The organism is Micromonospora sp. LOL_024, assembly GCF_048060415.1.
In the GTDB taxonomy this organism is placed as follows: domain Bacteria; phylum Actinomycetota; class Actinomycetes; order Mycobacteriales; family Micromonosporaceae; genus Micromonospora.
In genome coordinates this window covers 15,726-39,740 of record NZ_JBHMIS010000032.1, presented here as the reverse complement: position 1 = coordinate 39,740, position 24,015 = coordinate 15,726, and the positions used below count along the sequence as shown (strand labels likewise).

At 70.7% G+C, this 24,015-nt stretch carries 19 protein-coding genes, 1 tRNA gene and 1 pseudogene; 17 read left to right on the top strand and 4 right to left on the bottom strand.

The window, feature by feature from the left end; translation table 11 throughout:
- Nucleotides 1-37: 37 nt before the first annotated feature.
- The 6 genes from ACFHWY_RS23615 (at nt 38) to ACFHWY_RS23590 (ending at nt 8,574) form a co-directional block, all read left to right on the top strand.
- Entirely contained in the window at nt 38-904 is an 867-nt protein-coding gene (locus tag ACFHWY_RS23615) for a hypothetical protein (protein ID WP_416582445.1), read from the top strand.
- A 1-nt stretch (nt 905) separates the two neighbouring features.
- Entirely contained in the window at nt 906-2,543 is a 1,638-nt protein-coding gene (murJ, locus tag ACFHWY_RS23610; RefSeq protein WP_416582444.1) for a murein biosynthesis integral membrane protein MurJ, read from the top strand.
- Entirely contained in the window at nt 2,540-3,715 is a 1,176-nt protein-coding gene (locus ACFHWY_RS23605; RefSeq protein WP_416582432.1) for a glycosyltransferase family 4 protein, read from the top strand. Before murJ ends, ACFHWY_RS23605 begins: the two co-directional genes overlap by 4 nt.
- Nucleotides 3,715-6,039 carry a hypothetical protein gene (locus tag ACFHWY_RS23600; RefSeq protein ID WP_416582431.1) on the top strand — a complete coding sequence of 775 codons (2,325 nt, stop codon included), beginning with the start codon at nt 3,715-3,717 and terminating at the stop codon, nt 6,037-6,039. Before ACFHWY_RS23605 ends, ACFHWY_RS23600 begins: the two co-directional genes overlap by 1 nt.
- A 137-nt stretch (nt 6,040-6,176) precedes the next feature.
- Nucleotides 6,177-7,913, top strand: coding sequence for a CTP synthase (locus tag ACFHWY_RS23595; RefSeq protein WP_416582443.1), 1,737 nt, complete (start codon nt 6,177-6,179; stop codon nt 7,911-7,913).
- A gap of 55 nt (nt 7,914-7,968) precedes the next feature.
- The gene (locus ACFHWY_RS23590; protein WP_416582430.1) at nt 7,969-8,574 is read left to right on the top strand and encodes an NUDIX domain-containing protein; all 606 of its coding nucleotides are present in this window, start codon (nt 7,969-7,971) and stop codon (nt 8,572-8,574) included.
- A gap of 59 nt (nt 8,575-8,633) precedes the next feature.
- Here ACFHWY_RS23590 and ACFHWY_RS23585 read toward each other — a convergent pair whose 3' ends face one another.
- Nucleotides 8,634-8,891, bottom strand: a complete 258-nt coding sequence (locus ACFHWY_RS23585; protein WP_416582429.1) for a TM2 domain-containing protein — start codon at nt 8,889-8,891, stop codon at nt 8,634-8,636.
- Nucleotides 8,892-9,181: 290 nt separating this feature from the next.
- On the opposite strand from ACFHWY_RS23585, the gene ald reads away from it, so the two are divergent.
- From ald to ACFHWY_RS23540, 9 genes and pseudogenes are all read left to right on the top strand, one after another.
- Nucleotides 9,182-10,297, top strand: a complete 1,116-nt coding sequence (gene ald, locus ACFHWY_RS23580; RefSeq protein ID WP_416582428.1) for an alanine dehydrogenase — start codon at nt 9,182-9,184, stop codon at nt 10,295-10,297.
- Entirely contained in the window at nt 10,294-11,295 is a 1,002-nt protein-coding gene (locus ACFHWY_RS23575) for a tyrosine recombinase (protein WP_416582442.1), read from the top strand. The genes ald and ACFHWY_RS23575 overlap by 4 nt, the downstream gene beginning before the upstream one ends.
- A gap of 247 nt (nt 11,296-11,542) precedes the next feature.
- Nucleotides 11,543-12,466 (top strand): ParA family protein, encoded by a 924-nt coding sequence (locus ACFHWY_RS23570; RefSeq protein WP_416582427.1) that lies wholly within the window; start codon nt 11,543-11,545, stop codon nt 12,464-12,466.
- 26 nt (nt 12,467-12,492) lie between these two features.
- Nucleotides 12,493-13,450: pseudogene (locus ACFHWY_RS23565) on the top strand (segregation and condensation protein A).
- Nucleotides 13,447-14,274, top strand: a complete 828-nt coding sequence (scpB, locus tag ACFHWY_RS23560; RefSeq protein WP_416582426.1) for an SMC-Scp complex subunit ScpB — start codon at nt 13,447-13,449, stop codon at nt 14,272-14,274. Before ACFHWY_RS23565 ends, scpB begins: the two are co-directional and overlap by 4 nt.
- Nucleotides 14,261-15,031: a pseudouridine synthase gene (locus ACFHWY_RS23555; protein ID WP_416582425.1), complete on the top strand. Its 771-nt coding sequence runs from the start codon at nt 14,261-14,263 to the stop codon at nt 15,029-15,031. The genes scpB and ACFHWY_RS23555 overlap by 14 nt, the downstream gene beginning before the upstream one ends.
- A 161-nt stretch (nt 15,032-15,192) precedes the next feature.
- Nucleotides 15,193-15,873 carry a (d)CMP kinase gene (gene cmk / locus ACFHWY_RS23550; RefSeq protein ID WP_416582424.1) on the top strand — a complete coding sequence of 227 codons (681 nt, stop codon included), beginning with the start codon at nt 15,193-15,195 and terminating at the stop codon, nt 15,871-15,873.
- On the top strand, nt 15,870-17,270 hold the full coding sequence (der, locus tag ACFHWY_RS23545; protein ID WP_416582423.1) for a ribosome biogenesis GTPase Der: 1,401 nt from the start codon (nt 15,870-15,872) through the stop codon (nt 17,268-17,270). Before cmk ends, der begins: the two co-directional genes overlap by 4 nt.
- Nucleotides 17,271-17,430: 160 nt before the next feature.
- Nucleotides 17,431-17,504, top strand: a tRNA-Pro gene (locus ACFHWY_RS23540).
- A 113-nt stretch (nt 17,505-17,617) separates the two neighbouring features.
- On the opposite strand, the gene ACFHWY_RS23535 is transcribed toward ACFHWY_RS23540, so the two are convergent.
- Nucleotides 17,618-18,799, bottom strand: coding sequence for a tyrosine-type recombinase/integrase (locus ACFHWY_RS23535; RefSeq protein WP_416582422.1), 1,182 nt, complete (start codon nt 18,797-18,799; stop codon nt 17,618-17,620).
- Between the two features lie 449 nt (nt 18,800-19,248).
- Entirely contained in the window at nt 19,249-19,500 is a 252-nt protein-coding gene (locus tag ACFHWY_RS23530) for a helix-turn-helix transcriptional regulator (RefSeq protein WP_416582421.1), read from the bottom strand.
- Between the two features lie 301 nt (nt 19,501-19,801).
- Between ACFHWY_RS23530 and ACFHWY_RS23525 the strand changes: the two genes are divergently transcribed.
- Both ACFHWY_RS23525 and ACFHWY_RS23520 read left to right on the top strand, forming a co-directional pair.
- A complete protein-coding gene (locus ACFHWY_RS23525; RefSeq protein WP_416582420.1) occupies nt 19,802-20,788 on the top strand; it encodes a hypothetical protein in 987 nt (328 codons plus the stop codon).
- 347 nt (nt 20,789-21,135) lie between these two features.
- The gene (locus ACFHWY_RS23520) at nt 21,136-22,275 is read left to right on the top strand and encodes a hypothetical protein (RefSeq protein WP_416582419.1); all 1,140 of its coding nucleotides are present in this window, start codon (nt 21,136-21,138) and stop codon (nt 22,273-22,275) included.
- A gap of 416 nt (nt 22,276-22,691) precedes the next feature.
- Here ACFHWY_RS23520 and ACFHWY_RS23515 read toward each other — a convergent pair whose 3' ends face one another.
- Complete coding sequence (locus ACFHWY_RS23515; protein WP_416582418.1) at nt 22,692-23,687, bottom strand: gamma-glutamylcyclotransferase; 996 nt, start codon at nt 23,685-23,687, stop codon at nt 22,692-22,694.
- Nucleotides 23,688-24,015: the final 328 nt, after the last annotated feature.

Here is a 24,015-nt window from a genome sequence, read left to right as displayed (position 1 = left end):
ATTCTGAGGATCTCCGCCGGCCGGCGGAAGGGGGGACCTGAGCGTGCTCGGTCGACTGCTGGTGGCGGGCATCGGGGCGGCCGCAGCCCGGTACGCGCTTCGCGAGATCCGTACCTCCCCGGCGGGGCCGGCGCTGGAGCGGACCAATTTCCGCGGGCGCACGGTCACCCTGGCCGCCGGACCGGCGCTCGCGGTCGGCGCGGTCGGCGCGGCGGCGGCTGGCGCGACGAGTGTCCCGGCCGGGGCGGCGACTCTGGTGGCCGGGCTAGGTGCCGGTGCCGTGGGACTCTACGACGACGTGGTCGGCGCACGGCCGGAGCAGAAGGCCGCCAAGGGCTTCGCCGGGCACCTGGCCGCGTTGCGACAGGGACGGATCACCACCGGCCTGGTGAAGATCGTCGGGGTGGGCGCGGCTGGACTGGCCGCCGGGATACTGCTCTCCGCCGACTCCCGGGTCGCCGGGCACCCCCGTCGACAGCGCCAGGGCGCGATCGGCCGTGGCGTCGACGTGCTTCTCGGCGCGGGCGTCGTGGCGGGCACGGCGAACCTGGTCAACCTGCTCGACCTGCGGCCCGGGCGGGCGCTGAAGTCGGGCCTGCTGCTCGGCACGCCGCTGACCGTCGGTGGACACGGCGGGATCGCCGCCGGTGCCGTCGGCGCCGCCGCCGGACTGCTGCCCGTGGATCTCGACGAGGACGTGATGCTCGGCGACAGCGGCGCGAACGCGCTGGGTGCCCTGCTCGGCGTGGCGCTGGCCGTCCGAACCGGCCCGGTCGGTCGCGCCGGACTGCTCGCGGTGCTCGCCGGGTTGACCGCTGCCAGCGAGAAGGTGAGCTTCACGACGGTCATCGCGAACACCCCGGGTCTGCGTGAACTCGACGCCCTGGGCCGGCGCACCGACTGACGTGACCAGACCGGCACCCCTCGCCGGCGCCGGCCGGGTGGCCGGAGCGGCCGTGCTCATCGCCGTACTCACCGTGGTCAGCCGGCTGGCCGGGTTCGGGCGTACCGCCGTCTTCACCTGGGTGGTGCAGGGCAGCGACCTGGGCGCGATGTATCTCCTCGCGAACACCATCCCGAACATCATTTTCGAGATCGTCGCGGGTGGGGCGCTGGCGAGTCTCGTCGTACCGCTGCTCGCCGCAGCGGTCGCGGACGGCGACCGGCGGACGGTGGCGGCGACCGCGGGCGCCCTGCTCACCTGGACCGTCACGCTGCTCGTGCCACTGGCGGTGCTGGTGGCCCTGGCAGCCGGTCCGGTCGTCTCCCTGCTCGGCGACGGCCGGTCACCGGAGGAGTTGGCGGCGGCCACCCGAATGCTGCGGGTGTTCGCTCCGCAGCTGCCCCTCTACGGCATCGGGATCGTGCTCGCCGGAGTGCTCCAGGCCCACCGCCGGTTCGCCTGGCCGGTGATCGCACCGCTGCTGTCCAGCCTCACGGTCATCGTCGCCTACCTGGTCTTCGCCGACGTCGCCGGCGCAGGAGCGAGCGTGGCGCAGGCCGGCCGGGGTGCGGAGCTGATCCTGTCGGTCGGTACCACCCTCGGTGTGGTGGTGCTGTCGCTGTCGCTGCTGATCCCGTTGCGCCGGTTGCGGCTGACGCTGCGCCCCGGGTACGCGTTCCCGGTCGACGCCCGGGCCCGGGTGCGCGGGCTGGCGGTGGCCGGGGTGGTGACGGTCGCCGCCCAACAGGTGGCGCTGGCGGTGATCCTGTACCGGCTCTCCAGCGGCCCGACCGAGGCGTTCCAGGTGTTCAACCTGGCGCAGACGTTCTACCTGCTGCCGTGGGCGGTGCTGGCGGTGCCCCTCGCCACCGTCGCCTACCCGACCCTGGCCGCCGCGGCCACGGCTGCCGACGAGCGGACCTTCCGGAACGTCCTGTCCGGGACCGTCCGGGGGGTGCTGCTGTGCAGTTGCCTCGGCGCGGCGGTGCTGGTCGGCGCGGCCGGGCCGATCGGGCGGTTCTTCCCGCTCGACAGCGCCGCCACCGCCGTCGCGGTCGTCGGCTATGCCCCCGGGCTGATCGGCTACGGCCTGTACGCCGTGCTGTCGCGGGCACTGTACGCCCGCGGCGCGACCCGGGCGGCCACCGTCGCCATCACCGCCGGCTGGCTGGCCGTCCCGCTGGTGCTGCTGCCGCTGTCCACCTTGTTGCCGGTGGCTGACCGGGTGCTCGCGGTGGCGGGCGCCAACTCGGTCGGGATGCTGCTGCTCGGCGCGTTGCTGCTGGTCGCGGTGGGTCGCTCGGCCGGCCGGGAGGCGCTCGCCGGCGCCGGCCGGGCCGGCTGCTCCGGGCTGGTGGCCGGCACGACCGCCGCCGTCGCCGCGCTGGCGCTGCTGTGGTCGCTGCCGACCGGCGACGGCACCCCGGCGCGCTGGACGGCTCTGACGCAGGGCATGCTGTCCGGAGTCCTGGTCGGTGTCGTGTTCCTCGGCATGGTGTGGTTGGTCGACCGGCAGGACCTGCGACCGCTGCTGGCCGGGCTGAGTCGACGCCTGCGCCGGATCCGGGCGCGGGGTAGGAAGGGAGAGCTCAACCGGTGAGCGCGAGGAGTGCATCGACGGCCACCCCCGCACGACACGGCACTGTGCTGTTGCTGCTCGCATCGAGCACCGGCGGCGTCGGGCAGCACCTGCGTGCGCTGGCCCGGGCGCTGACCGTCGGCGGGACGGCGGTGCTGGTCTGCGGGCCGGCCGCGACCCAGGACCAGTTCGATTTCGTTGCCGCCGGTGCCCGTTTCCAGCCGGTGGAGATCCCGGCCAACCCCACCCCCGCCGATGCCCGGGCGGTCGCCGGGCTGCGCCGGGTCCTCGCCACCGAGCAGGTCCGTGTCGTGCACGCGCACGGGCTACGCGCCGGGCTGGTCGGGGTGCTCGCCCGACCCGCCGTGCCGCTCGTGGTCACCTGGCACAACGCGGTGCTCGCCCGCGGGCTACGCGGTGGGCTGTCCCGGCTGGCGGAGCGGGTCGTCGCCCGAGGCGCCCAGGTGACTCTCGGTGCCTCCGCGGACCTGGTCGAGCGGGCTGCCGCGTTGGGTGCGGCAGACGCCCGGCTCGCCCCGGTCGCCGCCCCGCAGCTGCCCGCGCCGCGCCGACGTCGGGCCGCCGTGCGGGCCGAGTTCGCCGTCGCCACCGACCAGCCACTGATCCTGTCGGTGGGCCGGCTGCACCCGCAGAAGCGGTACGACGTGCTGGTGGACGCGGCCGCCCGATGGCGGGAGCGTCACCCACCGCCGGTCGTGGTGATCGCCGGCAGCGGTCCCTCCTATCTGCCGCTGGCCGCCCGGGTCAGTGCCGTCCGGGCGCCGGTCACCCTGTTGGGGCACCGCAGCGACGTGGCCGACCTGCTCACCGGCGCGGATCTGGCTGTGGTCACCAGCGACTGGGAGGCTCGGCAACTGTTCGCGCAGGAGGCGCTGCGGGCCGGCGTGCCGCTGGTGGCCACCGCCGTGGGTGGCCTGCCGGAGCTGGTCGGTGACGGGGCGTTGCTGGTGCCGCCGGGCGATGTCGACGCGGTCGACGCGGCGGTCCGCGGACTTCTCGACGACGACACCGGCCGCGTCGAGTTGGGTCGGCGGGGCGCGGCGCGGGCGGCGACCTGGCCGACTGAGGCGGAGACGGCGGCTCAACTCGACGCGCTCTACGCGGAGCTGACCACCGGTCCGGCCGGCCCGACCACACCGGACGCCGACGCGCCGTCGACGGGACGCCGGTGATGGTGCGTCGAATCGCTCCGATCCTGCTCACCCTGGTCGTGGTGGCGCTGGCTGTCACCGCGCTGGCCGCCCGCCCGCAGACGCCGCCTGCGCAGCGGAGCGCCGACTACGTGGTGATGGTCGGGGTGGCCGGGCTGCGCTGGGACGACGTGGATCCGCAGCGGACTCCGACGCTGTGGGCGCTGGCCCGCGACGGGTCGATCGGGTCGTTGTCGGTGCGCTCCGCGCAGTGGCCGACCTGCCCGGTGGATGGTTGGCTGACCCTAGGCGCGGGCAGCTTCGCCGCCTGGACCGGTAGTCGTGGCGACGGGCGGTGTCCACCGGTCGACATCACCGTGGACCAGCCGGACGGCATCGGTGCGAACCTGCCGGACCAGGAGAACGTGGTGCTGCACAACCAGAACCGGTTGTCGTGGGGCACGGTTCCGGGCGCGTTGTCGGAATCGGTGCGCTGTTCGGTGGCGGTGGGCCCGGGAGCGGCGGTGGCCGCGGCCCGCCCGTTCGGCCGGGTCGACCGGTACGAGCCGGACCTGCCCGCTGAACCGGCCGAGCTGCTCGGCTCCTGCGTGCTCAGCATCGTCGACGCCGGCACGGTGGAAGGCGAGGATCCGGTGGAGCGTGCGTCGGCGGCCCGGGCCGCCGACGCACGACTGGCCCGGGTGCTCGCCGGCCGGCCACCACGGTCCCTGGTGATCGTCGCGGGGGTCTCCGACACCGAACGGCCCTCGCGGCTGCATGTGGCCATCGCCGACGGTCCCGGTTGGGAGGACGGCTGGTTGACGTCGCCCAGCACGGGCCGCCGGGGCTACCTGCAGCTGGTCGACCTCGCCCCGACCGCGTTGGCCGCACTGGGGCGTCCGATGCCGGACCGCCCGTTCATCGGCCGGCCCGCCGAGGCGGTCGGCGGCCGGCCGGCCGACCTGTCCGCCGCCATCGCCGAGCCCGCCGACGCGGACCGGGAAGCCGCCGCCCAGCGGGAGCTGGCCGGCGGGTACTTCGTCGTGTTGGCCGCCGTTCAGGTGGCGCTCGCCGTGGCGGTGCTGCCACTGCTGCGCCGGGCCCGCCGGCACGCCGGACCGTACGGGCCGAAGCCGGTGCCCAGGCGGGTGGTGGCCACCGTGGAGCTGCTGCTCGTCGCCGCCGCGCTGGCGGTGCCGGCCGCGCTGCTCGCCGAGGCCGCACCGTGGTGGCGCTATGCCCACCCGGCCGCCTCGTTCGTCGGGCTGACCGCCGCGCTGCTGGCCGCAGCGACGCTGCTGGTGCGGCTGACCCCCGGCTACGGCAGCACTCTCGGCCCGCTCGGCGTGGTGGCGGGACTGGCCGCGCTGACCGTCGGCCTGGACGTCGTCACCGGCTCCCGGTTGCAGCTCAACGGCGTGATCGGCTACTCCGCGCTGGAGGGCGGCCGGTATGCCGGGCTCGGCACCGTCGGGCTCGGGGTGTTCGCCGCCGCCGCCCTGCTGAGCGCGGGCTGGCTGGCCCAGCGGGTACCCCGTGGCTGGCGGACCACCGTGATGGTGCTGGTGGGTGGTGTCGCCGTGGTGGTGGTCGGCAGTCCCTACCTGGGTGCCGACCCGATCGGTGCGATCGCGTTGACCGCCGGGGTGAGCGTGGCAGCGGCGATCAGCGCGGGCGGCTGGCTGACCTTGACCCGGCTCGCCTGGGCGGCCATGGCCGGGCTGGCGGTGACGGTCGGCTTCGCGGTGGTGGACCTGAATCGTTCGCCGTCCGATCGGGGCAGCCTGGGTAGGTTCCTGGCGGCACTCGGTGACGGTTCCGGCGGACTCACCGTGCAACGCTCCAGCGCTTCCAGCTACGAGACGTTGGTCAACAGTCCGTTGACCGTGTTGGCACTTGCCGGCGCCCTGCTGGTCTGGTTCGCGCTGTTGCAGCCGTGGGGTGGGCTGATGCGGCTTTTCGGCATCTACCCGGCCATCCGGGCGGCGATAGCGGGCACCGCCGTGGCAGCGGTTATCGGCGGTGTACTGGGTGCCGCGGCGTTGGACGTCGCCGGTGCGGCCGCCGCGGTGGTGGTGCCGATGGCGGCGTTGTCCGCGCTGCGGGTGCTGGACCACTCTGCGGACCGGACCCGGCCGCCGGCGGCGGACCGTCCGTCCGACGTCGCACCGGCCGACGCCAGACCATCCGGTGCCGCCGACACCACGTCCGACCAGGTCGGTACGCCGAGCGGTGCGGCGCCGCCGGGAAAGGGCTCTGGCGTGCGGCCGGAGGAGCAGGCGGGACCGGATCCCGGTGCCGCGCCGGCCGCCGGGCGGGGACCGGGCCGGGCCGTGCGGTCATCGGCCGAGGTCGCGACCGGGTGATGCGAAACGGTCCACCCGGGTGCGGCCCTGGCATGCCTGCGGGGAGGTGTTAGCGTGGAATCCCGTGGATCGCGTGATCACTTCGCTGATCGGCTCGGCGGTCTGCACGACCGCGACGGATGACACGGGAGCAGGCGTTGGCCCCTTCAGCACGGACGACCAGGCACATTTTCGTCACCGGGGGCGTCGCCTCCTCGCTGGGTAAGGGGCTGACCGCCTCCAGCCTCGGCAATCTGTTGACCGCGCGAGGTCTTCGCGTGGTGATGCAGAAGCTCGACCCGTACCTCAACGTCGACCCGGGCACGATGAACCCGTTCCAGCACGGTGAGGTGTTCGTGACGGAGGACGGCGCCGAGACGGACCTCGATGTCGGCCACTATGAGCGCTTCCTGGACCGGGCCCTCTCGGGCAAGGCGAACGTCACCACCGGCCAGATCTACTCCGACGTGATCGCCAAGGAACGTCGCGGCGAGTACCTGGGGGACACCGTTCAGGTGATCCCGCACATCACCAACGAGATCAAGTCTCGGATTCTGGCGATGGCCGACCCGGACGACGACGGCCGTACCCCGGACCTGGTGATCACCGAGGTCGGCGGCACGGTCGGCGACATCGAATCACTGCCGTTCCTGGAGGCGATCCGCCAGGTCCGCCATGACCTGGGCCGGGACAACTGCTTCTACCTGCACGTCTCGCTGGTGCCCTACCTCGCCCCCTCCGGCGAGCTGAAGACGAAGCCGACCCAGCACTCGGTGGCCCAGCTGCGCAGCATCGGTATCCAGCCCGACGCCATCGTGTGCCGCTCGGACCGGGACATCCCGGAGAAGCTCAAGCACAAGCTGTCCCTCTACTGCGACGTGGACGCCGAGGCCGTCATCGCCGCGCCGGACGCGCCGAGCATCTACGACATCCCCAAGGTGCTGCACCGGGAGGGTCTCGACGCGTACGTGGTGCGCCGCCTCAACCTCTCCTTCCGCGACGTGGACTGGGACGGCTGGGACGACCTGCTGGAGCGGGTGCACCAGCCCCGGCACACCATCACCGTCGCCCTCGTCGGCAAGTACGTCGACCTGCCCGACGCGTACCTGTCGGTCAGCGAGGCGATCCGGGCGGCCGGCTTCGGCCACCGCGCCCGGGTGCAGCTGCGCTGGGTGCCCAGCGACGACTGCGCCACTCCGGCCGGAGCGGCGGCGGCCCTGGCGGGCGTCGACGGCATCGTCATCCCCGGCGGGTTCGGCGTCCGCGGAATCGAAGGCAAGATCGGTACCGCCCGGTTCGCCCGGGAGAACGGCATCCCGCTGCTCGGGCTCTGCCTCGGCCTGCAGTGCATGACCATCGAGGTGGCCCGCCACCTGGCCGGCCTGGACGGGGCGAACTCGCTGGAGTTCGACGCCGAGGCCGTGCACCCGGTCATCGCCACCATGGCCGAGCAGGAGGACATCGTCGCCGGCAAGGGCGACCTGGGCGGCACCATGCGGCTGGGCGCGTACCCTGCGTCGCTCGCCGAGGGCTCGCTCGTCGCGCAGGCGTACGGCAGCACGCAGGTCAGCGAGCGGCACCGGCACCGGTACGAGGTGAACAACGCCTATCGCGACCAGCTCACCAAGGCGGGCCTGCACATCTCGGGCACCTCGCCGGACGGTCGGCTGGTCGAGTTCGTCGAGCTGGACCGCGACCTGCACCCGTTCTATGTGGCCACCCAGGCACACCCGGAGCTCAAGAGCCGCCCGACTCGACCGCACCCGCTGTTCGTCGCGTTCGTACAGGCCGCGGTGGTGTACTCGGAGGCCGACCAGCTGCCGGTCAATCTGCACGACAGCGCTGCGCGGGTCACCCGCAACGGTGTCGCCGCGAAGGCGACCGCCGCCCCGTGAGCGGGCGCGAGGGGTGTGCGGTGTTGGCCGACGCGGCGCGGGCCGGGACGACGTGGTGAGTGGTGTGGAGCACCGCTACGAGGTGCGTTCCCGTGAGGTGCGCTACCACGGCCGGATCTTCGACGTGGTCACCGAGGAGGTGACTATGCCCGGCGGCCGGACGGCGGCCCGCGACCTCGTCCGGCATGTCGGCGCGGTGGCGGTGGTGGCGTTGGACGACGCCGGTCAGGTGGTGCTGATCCGGCAGTACCGTCAGCCGGTCGCCCGGCGGCTGTGGGAGTTGCCGGCCGGGCTTGCCGACGTGGCCGGCGAGGATCCGGCGACGACGGCGGCGCGTGAGCTGGCCGAGGAGGCCGACCTCACCGCCGCCCGGTTCGACGTGCTGGTGGACCTGCACAGCTCGCCCGGGTTCACCGACGAACTGGTCCGGGTCTTCCTGGCCCGGGACCTCGCTGAGGTGCCGGCGGGGCAGCGGCACGATCGGCACGACGAGGAAGCCGACCTGCAGGTTGTCCGGATCGACCTGGACGAGGCGGTCGGCATGGTGCTGGCCGGTGAGATCACCAACGCGTCGTGCGTGGCCGGGCTGCTCGCCGCCGTCCGTGCCCGTGACGCCGGCTGGTCGGTGCTCCGCCGGGCGGACACGCCACTACCCCGCTGACCGTTGTGCGACGCGAGGGCCGTGCGGTAGACCGCACGGCCCTCGGGTGGCTCCGAAGCTCAGTCGCGCAGCGGGCGACCCTGCGCGTCCACACCGCCGTTGACCAGGATCAGGATGCCGTCGATGAGCCCCCAGATGCTGCCGAGACCGAAAGTGCAGACACTCACGACGAGCTGCAGGACGCCGGTCTTGGTGTCACCGATGTAGAACCGGCCGGCACCGAAGAAACCGAGCAGGATGCCCAGGACGCCCGCGACGACCTTGCTCTTGTCAGAAACGCCCTGGGGGTACCCGGGCTGGATGGGAGGAGTAGTCATGAGGCGATACAGTAGTGATCCACTCAGCCGCTGTCCGCACCGGTGGGCACCAAGTGGGACGATGATGTCGAACACCGTCCTGACGGCTGTGGTGGCTTCCACCGCCGGCCTGCTCTCCACACCTGACACATCGTCAACGGCAACCGCTACCGGGTGTCACAGTGCAGGCTCCGGTGGGCTGCCGGCACGCCTAGACTGCCGCCGACGGGACCGGTTGACCGTGGCGGCAAAGGGGCCGTCGCGGCACCGCGCGATCGGGGCGGACAGTCCCGAAGAGAGGTGTCTGCATCGTGAAGGTCGGCATCCCACGCGAGGTCAAGAACCACGAGTACCGTGTGGCGATCACACCAGCGGGCGTCAACGAGTTCACCCGCAGCGGTCACCAGGTCTTCGTCGAGGCTGGCGCCGGGATCGGGTCGAGCATCACCGACGAGGAGTTCACCGCGGCCGGTGCCAAGATCCTGGATACCGCCGACGAGGTGTGGGACGCCGCGGATCTGGTGCTGAAGGTCAAGGAACCGGTTGCCGAGGAGTACCACCGGATGCGTGCGGGGCAGGTGCTCTTCACATACCTGCATCTGGCCGCGTCCCGGGAGTGCACCCAGGCGCTGCTTGACCGCGAGGTCACCGGCATCGCCTACGAGACCGTCGAACTGCCGGACCGGTCGCTGCCGCTGCTCGCCCCGATGTCCGAAGTGGCCGGGCGGCTCGCCCCGCAGGTGGGCGCCTTCCACCTGATGCGTACCGGCGGCGGCCGGGGGGTGCTCCCGGGCGGCGTCTCCGGCGTGTACGCGGCCAAGACCGTGGTCATCGGCGCCGGCGTCTCCGGCATGAACGCCGCCGCGATCGCCCTGGGCCTGCAGTCCGAGGTGCTGCTGCTGGACAAGAACGTCGGCCGGCTGCGGCAGGCCGACGCCATCTACCGGGGGCACCTGCAGACCGTGGCGTCCAACGCGTACGAGATCGAGCGGGCGGTCCTGGACGCGGACCTGGTCATCGGCGCGGTGCTGGTGCCCGGTGCGAAGGCCCCGAAACTGATCTCCAACGAGTTGGTCTCGCGGATGAAGTCCGGAAGCGTACTGGTCGACATCGCCATCGACCAGGGGGGCTGCTTCGAGGACTCGAGACCCACCACGCACGCCGACGCCGTCTACCGGGTGCACGAGTCGATTTTCTACTGTGTGGCGAACATGCCCGGTGCGGTGCCGAACACCAGCACCTACGCGCTGACCAACGTGACCCTCCCGTACGCTCTGGAGTTGGCCAACCACGGGTGGCGTGAGGCGTCGCGCCGAGACCCGGCGCTGGGGCTGGGTCTGAACACCCACCGAGGTCAGGTCGTCTACGGCCCGGTCGCCGAGGCGCACGGCCTGCCCATGTTGCCCCTGGCCGAGGTGTTGGTCTGACCGGCGAGCAGTCGACCGGTGACGGGTCCGACGCGGGCGAGGTGCCCGCGCCGGCCCTGCGGCGCGCGGTGCGCGGCTACCTCGACCACCTCACCGTCGAACGTGGACTGTCGGCGAACACGCTCGCGTCGTACCGCCGCGACCTGGACCGCTATCTCGACTCGCTGGCCGCCGCCGCGGTGAGCGACCTCTCCGCGGTCTCGGCCGGCGAGATCGAACGGCACCTGGCCCGGCTGCGCTCGGGGGCCGACGGGCAGCCGCCGCTGGCGGCCTCCTCGGCCGCCCGCGCCGCCAGCGCGGTGCGTGGCCTGCACCGGTTCGCGTTGCGCGAGGGGCTGGTCGACGCCGACCCGAGTCGCGACGTGCGGCCACCCACCCCACCGCGTCGGCTGCCCCGGGCGCTGCCCCTCGACGACGTGGTCCGGTTGCTGGAGACCGCCGGACCGGTGGACGCGGCCGGCGCCGCCGCGCCGCTGGCGCTGCGCGACCGGGCGCTGCTGGAGTTCCTGTACGGCACCGGGGCGCGCATCTCGGAAGCGGTCGGCGCGGCGGTGGACGACGTGGACCTCGACGACGGCGCGGCGGTGCTGCACGGCAAGGGCGGCCGTACCCGGCTGGTGCCGATCGGCGGGTATGCGTTGCGGGCGCTGGGCGCCTACCTGGTGCGGGCCCGGCCCGGCCTGGCCGCCGCCGGTCGGGGCACTCCGGCGGTCTTCCTCAACGCCCGGGGCGGTCCGTTGACCCGGCAGGGCGCCTGGGCCATCCTGCGACGCGCTGCTGGACGAGCCGGTCTGGCCGCCGACGGGCCGCGGGCCGTGTCGCCGCACACCCTGCGCCACTCGTACGCCACGCACCTGCTCGACGGCGGTGCCGACGTCCGGGTGGTGCAGGAACTGCTCGGCCACGCCTCCGTCACCACGACCCAGGTCTACACCCTCGTGACCGTCGAACGACTACGCGAGGTCTACGCCACCGCCCACCCCCGCGCCCGGGGCTGACCGCCGCTCGCGGCGGCTGATCCGGGATGGACGGCCGCCGCCAACTGCTGCCGGCGCGGCGCTGAACTGCGGCTCGTCGGTGCCGTCGACCGACACGCCGAGCGGGTGCCGAACGCCCTGCTCGACGGTGGCGTACAGTCGGCATCGGCGCGGCCCTCGCGGCAAGTGGACCGGGGTGCGCAGCGGCGCCGCGAAGGACGTCGGGCGGCTCCGACGCCGGACGGTCGTCGGGAGGGGGCAACGAAACATGGCTGGCAACGGTGACCGTGCCGAGACCTGGACGACGGAGCTCCGCGAGCAGCAGAACGCCCTTGGTTCGGACCTGGGCCCCGCCGACCCGGCCGCCTACACGATGCGCAAGCCGATCCCCGAGCCGATGCCCACCGACCGGCACGGCCCGGCCCGGATCATCGCGATGGCCAACCAGAAGGGCGGGGTCGGCAAGACCACCACGACCATCAATCTCGGCGCCGCCCTCGCCGAGTACGGCCGCAAGGTGCTGCTTGTCGATTTCGACCCGCAGGGTGCCCTCTCCGTCGGGCTGGGTGTGAACCCGCACAACCTTGATCTGTCCGTCTACAACCTGCTCATGCAGGACGACGTCATTGCCGAAGACGTATTGATCAAGACCGACGTGGCAAGCCTGCACCTGTTGCCGGCCAACATCGATCTTTCCGCGGCCGAGATCCAGTTGGTCAACGAGGTCGCCCGGGAGATGGCCCTGGCCCGCATACTCAAGAGCGTCCGCAAGGAGTACGACTACATCCTGATCGACTGTCAGCCGTCGCTCGGCCTGCTGGCGATCAACGCCTTGACCGTGGCGCACGGGGTACTGATCCCGTTGGAGTGCGAGTTCTTCAGTCTACGCGGGGTGGCCCTGCTGCTGGACACCATCGACAAGGTGCGCGAGCGGTTGAATTTCGACCTGGAGTTGGAGGGCATTCTCGCGACCATGTACGACAGCCGCACCACCCACTGCCGCCAGGTGCTCCAGCGGGTGGTGGAGGCGTTCGGCGACAAGGTCTACCAGACAGTGATCACCAAGACCGTCAAGTTCCCCGAGTCCACGGTCGCCGGCTCACCGATCACCACCCTCGACCCGGCATCCTCCGGGGCCCGCAACTACCGCCAACTCGCCCGCGAGGTGATCGCCGCGCAGGCGGAGCGGTAGGCCGACAATTTCCAGGTGCCCAGGCCGTGGACTACGGTCGTCGACGTGAGTGCGCCGCCCATCGAGCCGACCGCCGCGGCGGAAACCGCGCCTGTGGTGACTGCGGACTCCGGCCGGTTCACCGTGCGGCTGGCGAACTTCACCGGGCCGTTCGACCTGCTGCTGCAACTGATCGGCAAGCACAAGCTCGACGTGACCGAGGTGGCGCTGCACCGGGTGACCGACGAGTTCATCGCCTACATCCGGGCGATGGGAGACGACTGGGACCTGGACGAGGCGAGCGAGTTCCTACTGGTCGCCGCCACCCTGCTCGACCTGAAGGCGGCCCGGCTGCTGCCCGCCGCCGAGGTGGAGAACGAGGAGGACCTCGCCCTGCTGGAGGCGCGGGACCTGCTCTTCGCCCGGCTGTTGCAGTACAAGGCGTACAAGGAGGCGGCGGCACACATCGCCGCGCTGGAAGAGGTCGGTGGACGCCGCTACCCCCGGGCAGTCACCCTCGAAGCCCGCTACGCCGAGGCGTTGCCCGATCTGGTGCTCGGTATCGGCCCGCAGCGGCTGCTCAAGCTGGCCGTCAGGGCGATGACCCCGAAGCCGGTGCCCGAGGTCTCCATCGCCCACGTGCACATGGTCCGGGTCAGCGTCCGGGAACACGCCGGGATCATCGCCGAGCGGTTGCGCCGGGTCGGCACCGCCACCTTCTCGCTGCTCTGTGCGGACTGCGAGGCCACCCTGGAGGTGGTCGCCCGGTTCCTCGCGTTGCTGGAGCTGTACCGCCAGGACGTCGTCGCCTTCGTGCAGGAGCAAGCCCTGGAGGAGCTGACCGTACGCTGGACAGGTCCCGTCGACGACAGCCCCGCCCTGACCGTCGACGAGTACGCCGGCAACCCGCCCGAGCCGGTGGACGCCGAGCTGGCGGCGGACGGCGACCCGGGTGCCGCCGTGGGCGAGGATCCAGCGGAAACGACGAAGGAGCGAGCCGGATGAGCGACGAGGACCGTCGGGACTCCCTGGCCGACCAGGCTGCCGCCTGGGTACCGCCCTGGCAGCGCTCCAGCCCGCCCCAACTCGCCCCGGAGGACCTTGTCACCCGGCGCGAACCCGACGACACCGAAGATCGTGACACGCAGGTGCCCCTGCAGGGGCACCCACCCAGCAGGAGCCCGGCGAGCTCGGATGACGACCAGAGCGACACGGGGGAGAGCGGGGCGAGAAGGCGGCCGGGTGTCCGCGTTCGGGTGGTTCCCGAACCGTCGCCGGTGCTGGACGACGCGCAGCTGCGCGGCGCGCTGGAGGCGATCCTGCTGGTGGTCGACGAGCCGGTCAGCGAGCTGAACCTGGCTCAGGTGCTGGAGCAGTCCGCCGAGCGGGTCGGTCCGATGCTGGACGAGATCGCCGCCGGGTACACCGCCGCCGGCCACGGGTTCGAGCTGCGCCGGGCAGCCGGTGGCTGGCGTCTCTACACCCGCCCGGAATACGCCACCTACGTCGAACGGTTCGTTCTGGACGGGCAGTCGGCCAGGCTGACCCAGGCCGCGCTGGAAACCCTGGCCGTGGTGGCGTACAAGCAGCCGGTCACCCGGTCGCGCATTTCCGCCATCCGCGGTGTCAACTGTGACGGCGTGATCCGTACCCTGGTCTCCCGGGGCCTGGCCGAGGAGTGCGGCACCGAGACCGACAGCGGGGCGTACCTGTACCGGACGACCACGATGTTCCTGGAGAAGCTCGGCCTCAACAGCCTCGACGACCTGCCGCCGCTGGCCCCGTTCCTCCCCGACGACGTAGAAGAGCTTGCCGATGCCACGCGATAACCGCACCCCGTCCCCGGACGCGCCCGTCTACACCGGTCCCGAGCGTCTGCAGAAGGTGCTCGCCGCCGCCGGTGTCGGCTCCCGGCGTGCCTGCGAAGACCTGATCTTCCGCCGGCGGGTGACAGTCGACGGTCGGGTGGCGCAACTCGGCGACAAGGTCGACCCGACCACCGCGGTCATCCACGTCGACGGCGAGCGGCTGGCGGCCGACACCCGGCTGGTGTACCTGGCGATGAACAAGCCACGCGGTGTCGTCTCCACGATGGCCGACGAGAAGGGCCGCACCGCGCTGGTCGACTTCATCGGCAACCGGGTCGAGCAGCGGGTCTACCACGTCGGGCGGCTCGACGCGGACAGCGAGGGCCTGCTGTTGCTCACCAACGACGGCACCCTGGCGCACCGGTTGACGCACCCCTCCTTCGGGGTGCCGAAAACCTATCTGTGCGAGGTCTCCGGCCCAATCCCGCGAAACCTCGGCAAGCGGCTGGCGGCCGGGGTGGAACTGGAGGACGGCCAGGTGACGGTGGACGCATTCCGGGTGGTGGACAGCCTGGGGCGTACCGCCCAGGTCGAGCTGACCCTGCACGAAGGCCGCAAACACATCGTACGGCGGCTGCTCGCCGAGGTCGGCCACCCGGTGAGCCGCCTGGTGCGTACCTCCATCGGGCCGATCCGGCTGGGCGACCTGCGCTCCGGGCGCACCCGGCGGCTGACCAACGCGGAGGTCGCCGCCCTGTTCAAGGCCGTGGGTGACTGACGGCGCGGTCGCGGGTACGGCTGAAGGGTAGGCTGCCTGGCGGCCCGGTGGCGTCCGGCAGGGTGCCTGCCGCGGCGCCGGGCATCATTGAAGACGTGCGGTCAACCGCTCGCGTCCGTCGCCTGTGGCGGATCGTGAGGTACGGGCTGAGGAGGACAACGGTGGAGGAAAACGTACCGGCTGGGCGATGCGTGGTCGCGGTGGACGGGCCGTCCGGATCGGGGAAGTCCACCGTCTCCCGGCGGCTCGCCACGAGCCTCGGCGGACGATACCTCGACACCGGGGCGATGTACCGGGCGATCACCTGGGCCGTGCTGCGCTCCGGCGTCGACCTGAGCGACGCGCAGGCGGTGGCCAAGGTCGCCGGCGAGGTCGACCTGAGGATCGGCACCGATCCTCAGGGTTACGGCGTGACCGCCGACGGGGTGGACGTCGAGGCCAAGATCCGTGGGCCCCAGGTGACCGCCGCAGTCTCCGCCGTGGCGGCCGTGCCGGCGGTCCGCGCGCTGCTCGTCTCCCGGCAACGAGAAATGATCGACAAGGCGGGCAGGATCGTGGTCGAGGGTCGGGACATCGGCGCCGTGGTGGCTCCCGACGCCGACCTGAAGGTCTACCTCACCGCCTCGGCGGCGGCCCGTGCCGCGCGGCGCAGCGCCGAGGACGCCACCGACGTCGCGGCCACCGCCGCCGACCTTGCCCGGCGTGACCAGTTGGACTCGACCCGCAATGCCGACCCGCTCGCGCAGGCACCCGACGCAATGGTGCTGGACACCACCGAGCTGGGTATCGACGAGGTCGTGGCACGACTCCGCGGGCTGCTCGCCGAACGGTCAGTGGCGTGAACGACGACGGTTGGGTGGAGCTGCGGGAGCCGGACCTCGACATCGAGGAGCCGGCCGGGCCGCAGCCCGTGGTGGCGGTCGTTGGTCGTCCCAACGTCGGTAAGTCGACTTTGGTCAATCGGATCATCGGCCGCCGCCAGGCGGTCGTGGAGGACGTGCCGGGCGTGACCCGGGACCGAGTTCCCTACGACGCGCAGTGGTCCGGCCGGGCGTTCACCGTGGTGGACACCGGCGGCTGGGAGCCGGACGCAAAGGACCGGGCGGCGGCTATCGCGGCCCAGGCCGAGACAGCCGCGGCCACCGCCGACGTCGTGGTGTTCGTGGTCGACGCGACGGTGGGCTCCACCGACGTCGACGAGGCGGCGGTGAAGATGCTGCGACGCAGCGCCAAGCCGGTGATCCTGGTGGCCAACAAGGCCGACAACACCAACGTCGAGCTGGAGGCCACCTCGCTGTGGTCGCTCGGCCTCGGCGAGCCGCACGCGGTGTCGGCGCTGCACGGGCGGGGCTCCGGCGACCTTCTCGACGCCATCCTGGCGGCGCTGCCTGAGGCGCCGAAGGTGGCGGAGAACCGCCCGCGCGGGCCCCGCCGGGTGGCCCTGGTGGGCCGACCGAACGTCGGCAAGTCCAGTTTGCTCAACCGTTTCTCCGGCGAGGATCGGGCGGTGGTCGACGCGGTTGCCGGCACCACCGTCGACCCGGTGGACAGCCTCGTCGAGATCGGTGGCGAGATCTGGCACCTGGTCGACACGGCCGGTCTGCGCAGGCGGGTCGGCCGGGCCAGCGGCACGGAGTACTACGCCAGCCTGCGTACCGCCTCCGCGATCGAAGCGGCCGAGGTGGCGGTGGTGCTGCTCGACTCCAGCGAGCCGATCAGCGAGCAGGACCAGCGGATCCTGGCAATGGTGACCGAGTCCGGCCGGGCGCTGGTGATCGCCTTCAACAAGTGGGACCTGGTCGACGCCGACCGGCGGTACTACCTGGACAAGGAGATCGACCGGGAACTGCGTCGGATCCCGTGGGCGATCCGCCTGAACCTCTCGGCGGTGACCGGGCGGGCGGTGGACAAGCTGGCTCCCGCCCTACGCCGGGCGTTGGCCAGCTGGGAGACACGGATCCCCACCGCGCAGCTCAACGTGTGGCTCACCGCCCTGGTGCAGGCCACCCCGCACCCGGTGCGGGGCGGTCGCGCGCCGCGAATCCTGTTCGCGACCCAGGCGGGCGTGGCCCCGCCGCGCTTCGTGCTCTTCACCACCGGGCCACTGGACGCCGGATACCAGCGCTTCGTCGAGCGCAAACTCCGTGAGGAGTTCGGCTACGAGGGCAGCCCGATCGAGATTTCGGTACGCCCGCGCAAAAAGCTCGGCCCCGGCGGCCGGGGCAAAGCACACGGCTGACCATCTCCGGGATCCAGCGGGAGACCCCGCTGGATCCCACCCTCCTAGGACGCTGTAGCGGTGGTGTAGTCGATCACCCGATGGTGGGGGCCTGTGCGGCGAACGGAAGATCCTGCGCTACGCTGTAGCGGCTGTTGCTGGGGAGACCATGCAAGGGCATCGGGACGTGGCGCAGTTTGGTAGCGCACTTGACTGGGGGTCAAGGGGTCGTCGGTTCGAATCCGGCCGTCCCGACAGAGTTTCGGCAGGTCAGAGGCCTTGATTCACTTCGGTGAGTCGGGGCCTTTTGCCGTTTCGTCTCACAATTTCTCACGTACGCGCGTACTGCTGAATCTCGGGCGTTCGAGTCACCCGAACAGGCCTGATTCGAGGTGCTCGGCCGCCACCTTGAGGTGGCTGCTGTCGGGGTGGACGTAGACCCGTTTGGCGAGCGTGCCGCCGTCGGCGTGGCCGGCCCAGGCCGCGAGGACGACATCGGGAACTCCGGCGCCGGCGAGGTAGGTCAGGCAGGCGTGCCGCGCGTCGTACGGCCGGACCTTGCGGACTCCGACCTTGGCCATCAGCTCGTAGACCCGGCGGCGGAGCCAGTCGGTGCGCTGCGGCTGGCCGAGTTCGTTGACCAGGACGTAGCCGCTGTCGACGTAGGCGTTACCGGCCTTCAAGCGCTCCTTCTTCTGGAGGGTGTGGAATGCCTTGAGCGCCTTCGTTACCGTCGCGGGCATCGGCAGACCGCGTTTGCCAGCCGCCGACTTGGCTTCCTTCTCTTCGATCTCACCATCAACGAGCGTCCGGGTGTTGTCCCCGGCTGCGATCGTGCCGGCCTCGAAGTCGACATCGGACCACCGCAGCCCGCACACCTCGGCCGGTCGGAGGCCCATCAGCGACAGCAGGCAGGCGGCGTACAAACGTTCGCCCGTGATGCCGGTCAGGAACGCCTTCACCTCCTCCTGGGTCCAGGGCTTACGCTCGGCCTGTGCCTCGGCTGCGGCCTTCGCGGCCGCTCTGGGGATGGCCACGAACGCTGCAACGTTGCGGACCACGAGCTGGCGGCGAACCGCCACGTTCAGCGCGGTCCGGAGCCGGCCGAGCGTCAGGCGCACTGACCGAACACCGAGCCCCGTTCCCGGCTTGCCGCCACGTTTCCGGCCCTCCGTCAGCATCCAGTCGATCAGAGCCTCGGCGTCGGCCTCGGTGACGTCCTGGAGTGGCTTGCTGCCAAGGCGGACGCGGACCGGCAGCAGCGCATCGCGGTAGTTGGCGGCGGTGGCCTTCTCGACATCCCGTGTGGCGGACGTCAGCCACTCGTCGAGGAAGTCGTTGACGGTGATCTTGCCGGGTTTGACGTATGTGCCGCGGTCGGTCTCGTGCTTGATCCGGGCGTACTCCGCCTTGGCTTCCTTCCTGGTGTCGAAGGTGTACGTCCGCTGGTCCCGACGCCCGTCCGGCTTGCGTCCGACGTCGAGGACGAACCGGTAACGGGTCTTGCCGCTGCGAAGCGTGATCTTCTTGATCGGGTCCGAGGTGCTCACGTTGGTCCTGTTCCTTTCGCGGAGGGATGGGTTGGCGCCCTGGCTTCAGCCCCGGGAACGGCGGCGAGTTTGATGCAATGGTACCAAAAAACGGTACCTACTTGCGGTCCCGAAGGCGCCCAAGCGATAGCGGTTGGTGATAACCGATGTGGGATGTGGGAACCTCGACTCGTCATCCAGCCGTCCAGTGCTCGCCGAGGAGTTGAGGCATGCCGCGACAGCGTCCTGTCGCCGAGAATCTGCCGCCGTTGCCTGCGAGGGAGAAGCGGGATCAGCAGGTCAAGATTCGGCTCACACCTTCGGAGATAGCGAGGCTGGCGGTGATGCGGCCTGACCTCACGCCGTCCGGGATTGTTGCGTTGCTCGTCGATGACGTGCTCGCCGGGCGGTACCAGCCGGCGTGGGCGGCCGCTGCGCCCGAAGGGGCCGGCCGCCAGCGAGAGACGTAGTTACGTGTCCGTCCGGCCTGGACGGTCCTCGCGGTCGGGCTGCTGCCGTTCGACGCCGACGAGCTTGAGCAGGTCCGCCGTGCGTACCCGGTAGGAGCTTCCGATCCGAAGCACCGGGCAGGGGAAGTCTCCGCTCTTCGCCAGGTCGTAAGCCTTGGTGCGGCCCACGCCGAGAGCGCGAGCGGCGGTCGCGAGATCGATCATCGCGGGTAGTTGGAGTAGCTCGTCCCGGTTGAGAGTGCTGGCGATCATCACCCTGCTCCTTAGGTCGAGGGGAGCGGACGCCGGTGGCGTCCGGCTGGACAGGCACGGTCTGGCATGTCTCGACACGACCATCCGGTCTGAGCGTTGCTTGTGGCGCTACCTCCCCTTGGCTGCGCGATCCGGAGCGTCTGGTAGCGCATTGTTCATCCAGCAAGGGCCACCGTTGAAGGCGTTGACGGCACCGCAACCGGCAGGACACGCACATTCGCTGGCTGTGAGGTTCGGCAGCTTGGGCCCGCCTGGTAGGTGATCCCGTGGCCCATGAGGGGTCACCTAGACTTTCTCGATCATGGGAGAGACCGTGTTGCTCGGCGAGGTGACGTGCCCGTCAGGAGAGCTCGTCCTGGTGGACGGTGGTTACCTGGAGTTGTGGTCGGGAGACCGGTCGCCCGACGAGGTCGACGGCCTCAAGGACATGCCGGCGTCCGACTTTGAGATCGTCGGCCCCGACGCGGAGGCCGCGGCGAGGTCGTTCGATCGCCAGTCCGGCCGGACGCTGTACGACATCCCGCAGCACGGCACCGACGAGTTCTCGAGGCTGTTCGACCAGCATTGCCGCGAACACGCCTATGACGCTTCGCTGCGCCCGTTCCCTCAGCGGATTCCGCATCGGGATCGAGTCCGACGTTCAATCACCGAGGGGGATCCTGACTTTCTGATCACGGGTGTGCCGGTCATCCCCGTCGGCGGTGTGCCAACAGATCGGCCGTTGCCGGTGACCGCAGTGCCTGGGGAGTGGGGCTGGTCGCAGATCCGCATCGGGCTGCGCGAGGGCAATGCCGTTGCTGCCCGCCGGCTCGGCAGCATCGGGGTGGACTACGCCCGCTTCGTCTTTGCCGACGCGGACGCACTCGGCTCGTGGGTCCACAACCATCCTCTCGATGGTCTTGCCGACGTGGTGTTCTGGGGTAGGGACGAAGAGCAGATCGCCGCCGAGTTCGGTGCTCAGCGCACCGGCACGCCGGGGGAGGACGGCTACGGCTGGCTCAACTTGCCGGTGCGGGATGCCTATGCGCGGGCGGTCGCGCTCAGCGATCGCAAGAACGCTGCTCCGCCGGGCCTGTTCGCCTTTGACTTCCGCCCGCACTCACACCACTGGCGGGTCATGGCAGGCGTACGGGCGTCCGAGAATGAGGCCGCCACCATCGAAGTCGGCGGCGTCCAGATCATGATGGCGATGACGTCCGTCGGCGACGGGTTCTTCCCGGTCGACCTGGACGTTAACGCCGCGGGGATTCCCGTCGCCATCCGGATCACGGTGCCGAGCGACGGCTGACACGCTCGCCTTGGTCCGAAAGGTACGCCGCGCCGCTGAAGGCTTCGGAATCCCGGCGAATTCCGGGATTGGCCGGCCACCCGTCACTGCCGCCGCCTCGTGGACACCTATCGCCACCCCGTCGTCTCCCAGAGGCGGTGTGCACGAAGGGAGAACGGACCGCTATCCTGTCCTGCTGCCCACACCTCAGGTGGCAGCAGCGAGACGGGCTGGTTGCCGCGGATCGCTCCCACCCGACACCACTGTGAGGCGGGATCATGACTGACCAGATCTCGGCCGGCACCGATCCTCTGCTGCTTCCGCTCGGAGGCCCGCAGAAGGAACTGCTGGCCATCGTCGGTGACGCGGTGATCGCGACGGGCGCCTGGCCCGTGTATCAGTACGTGCAGGCCAAGCTCGACGACCTCGGGCTGGACAGTGAAGTAGTGTTCGCCAGCCTGCCGAGCTTCTCACACCTGCACCTGGCCTACTCACTGATCCACCGCGACAGAACTGGCGGCGAGGGCACGCCGGTGAAGCTGACTGTTGCAGGCATGGCCCACCTCGATCAGTTCGCCTCCGTAGTCGAGACGTTCCTGCAGGCGGTCAACGAGTTGGCCGACCGGCGCGCGGCCGCGCCGTTCGAGCCGGGCCGCGTGGTAACGGTGGAGATTTCCTGGCCAGAGATGGTGACAGATCTCGGCTTCGACGGCGTACGTCTCGTCAGGTTGCTGCCGGAGTTGTTGCAGGGCGAGCCAGCCACCTGGCACGGGTGGCAGCAGCGCGGCGACGCCGCTTGGATCTGCCAGCCGAGCAGCCACCTGCGTCGTTTCCGCGGTGTCCGCGACGTCAACGACTATCTCACCCGGATGCGCGCCTGGATCATGCCGCCGGAGCCCACCGCCGCGCCGCAACCGGTGTCCCCGCTTGGCGTTGTGGCCGCGTTCGACTACCTGGACGTGGTCTGGCAACTCAAGTTTGGTCGTAAGCTGGTGCATGTGCCCAGCGCCGAGCGTGCCGCTCGGCTGGCTCTGCCGGTCACCACTCCGGAAGAGTTCGACAACCGGCTCAGCGCCTTGGGGGAGATGTTCAAGGGCCTGGATGCCGCACCCGACATGGACGCTGGACCGTTCGACAAGATGCGCCGTTTCCTGACCCGCAAGCTGTCCGCCGATTCGCAGCCGGCGGTACGGGCAGCCATCGACACCCTGTTCCAGGTAACGCACATCCGCAATGGCGGCCAGCACATCGGCGCCGCGACCCAGGCGGCCGTGGCAATGCCGGCGCTGGGTCTGGATTTCCCCATCACCAACCATTCGGCAGCCTGGTGGATCGTGCAGACCCACGTAGTCAACGCCCTGGACACGATCCGCGTCGAAGTCAACGCGCTGCCCACCACTATCCAGCCGGTCCGGCCCGCCCCAGCCGGCGCGGCGGGGCGCGGACGCTCCCGCTCACGGCGACCGCCGAGCCAGGGCGCCGGCGGCACCGCGCGGACAAGGAGTTGACCAGGCAGATGGACCAGTCGACTGGACAGGGTCTTTGCCGCCAGTGTCAGCAAGCAGACGGGGGCGGTGGGCCTGCCGGGTGCGGGCCCGATGCGACCACCAGTGCCGGGTATCGGACGAATCGCTCAGCGTCCACCAGGTATGGCTGATTCCGTCATGGGCGCCACTTCGGCAAGTTCTCTCGGTGCCACCGTCCGGTCGAGAGCATCGGCCTCGACGATAAGACCGCGATCCGCTGCGCCAACGCAGCACGCCAGCCGATCGAGTCCGAAGCTGACCGGCCCGCATCGCCAGTTCCTGGAGACCTGCGACGAGGGGACAAAGATTGATCGTTGGGCCCCGGCGCGATCGGGTCCAGCCGGGAGGGGTGTCGTCGAGCGAGCGTGGCAGCACGGGCGGACGACGAGTGATCCAGCTCATTGGTTACCCCTGAGCGTTGGCCAGATGCGCCACTGCGGTCGTCTGTCGGCACCGTCGGGATCGGCAAGCTTCCACTGCTCCTCGATACCCGGGGCATAGCGCACAAGCAACAGGCGGAGCATGTCGTGGACATCGACGAACGCATCCCTCACGATCTTCATGTCGCGACCCCCTCCCTTGCCCCGGTGGGCGAGGTTACAGCGAACTTGATACCAGTAGTCCCAGGCCCTCTGACCGGATCCGAGATTGATCGGATTCCTCGGCCTGCGGCTGTCGTACACCCGCCGGCCTTCGGTCTCGATTTGTGCCTGCTGGACCAGCTCCTGCCAGTCATCGACCTTGCCGAGCCGAAGGGGGCGGCTGGTAGTCGTGTGCTGCCGTCCGAACATCAGAGCGGCGAAGCGCTCGACCGCAGACCAGATGAGCAGATGCGCAGCCTGAATGTGGAACAGCGCCTCCCAAGGCCCCTCCCGCTCCGCGAGGTATGGGCGCGCGATGCGCGCTGCGGCGGGAACACCGTGGACGAAGACGGGGTCCATACCGCTAGACCAGCGATCGCTTTCCTCAAGCTCCGAGCCGTTCTGCTCATTGACCGCCAGGAGTGCGTTCGCGGCGACAACCCCTGTGGCTGTCTGCACCTCGATGCCGTCACGCGCCCAGGTGTAGTGGTTGGCCGGCTCGTAGTCACCGACCTTCTCGTATGCCGCGCGAGGGCTCTTGAAGATCAGCAGGCTGCCGTGGACGCGCCCGCCGCGCTGCCGCACAAGTAGAGGACGCCCGTCGCGGTTCCGGAGCACATAGCCTTCGACCCAGGCGTCGGTCGGGCAGAGCACCTCAGCCCTGATTTGGTCGTGTGCGATTTCACCCGGCTTGAGAGCGTCGTAGACGAACATGCCGGTGTCGAGCCCGTCCTCGGGAACGGGGAGGGCCGGTTCTTTCTCGTCCGACGCGTCCGTAGCGACCTGGTCATCGCACCTCGGGTTCGGCTTCATGGCGCACAACGTACGGGTCCATACGGTGACCGCGCCATCGGTCGCTTGGGAGTACGTTATCGCCAGTTTCCTGGAACCCGAGGGCCCCACCCATGCTTCCAGCGCCCACTTCAGGCGGAACGGACAACATCTGTCGCGTCCGCTCGGACGTTGCGGATGATCAACGCGCTGACCAGCGATTCGCTGGCGCACCGAAAGGGCCCGCGACAGCGAGCAAGATATGGCCATTGCTTATCAATCTGCGACCGGGCGCGGTCGCAGATTGGCAGTGGGGAGCGGGCGAAGCCGCGTCGGCTCGGCCGACCCCGGTAGCCACTGGCGCTGACGT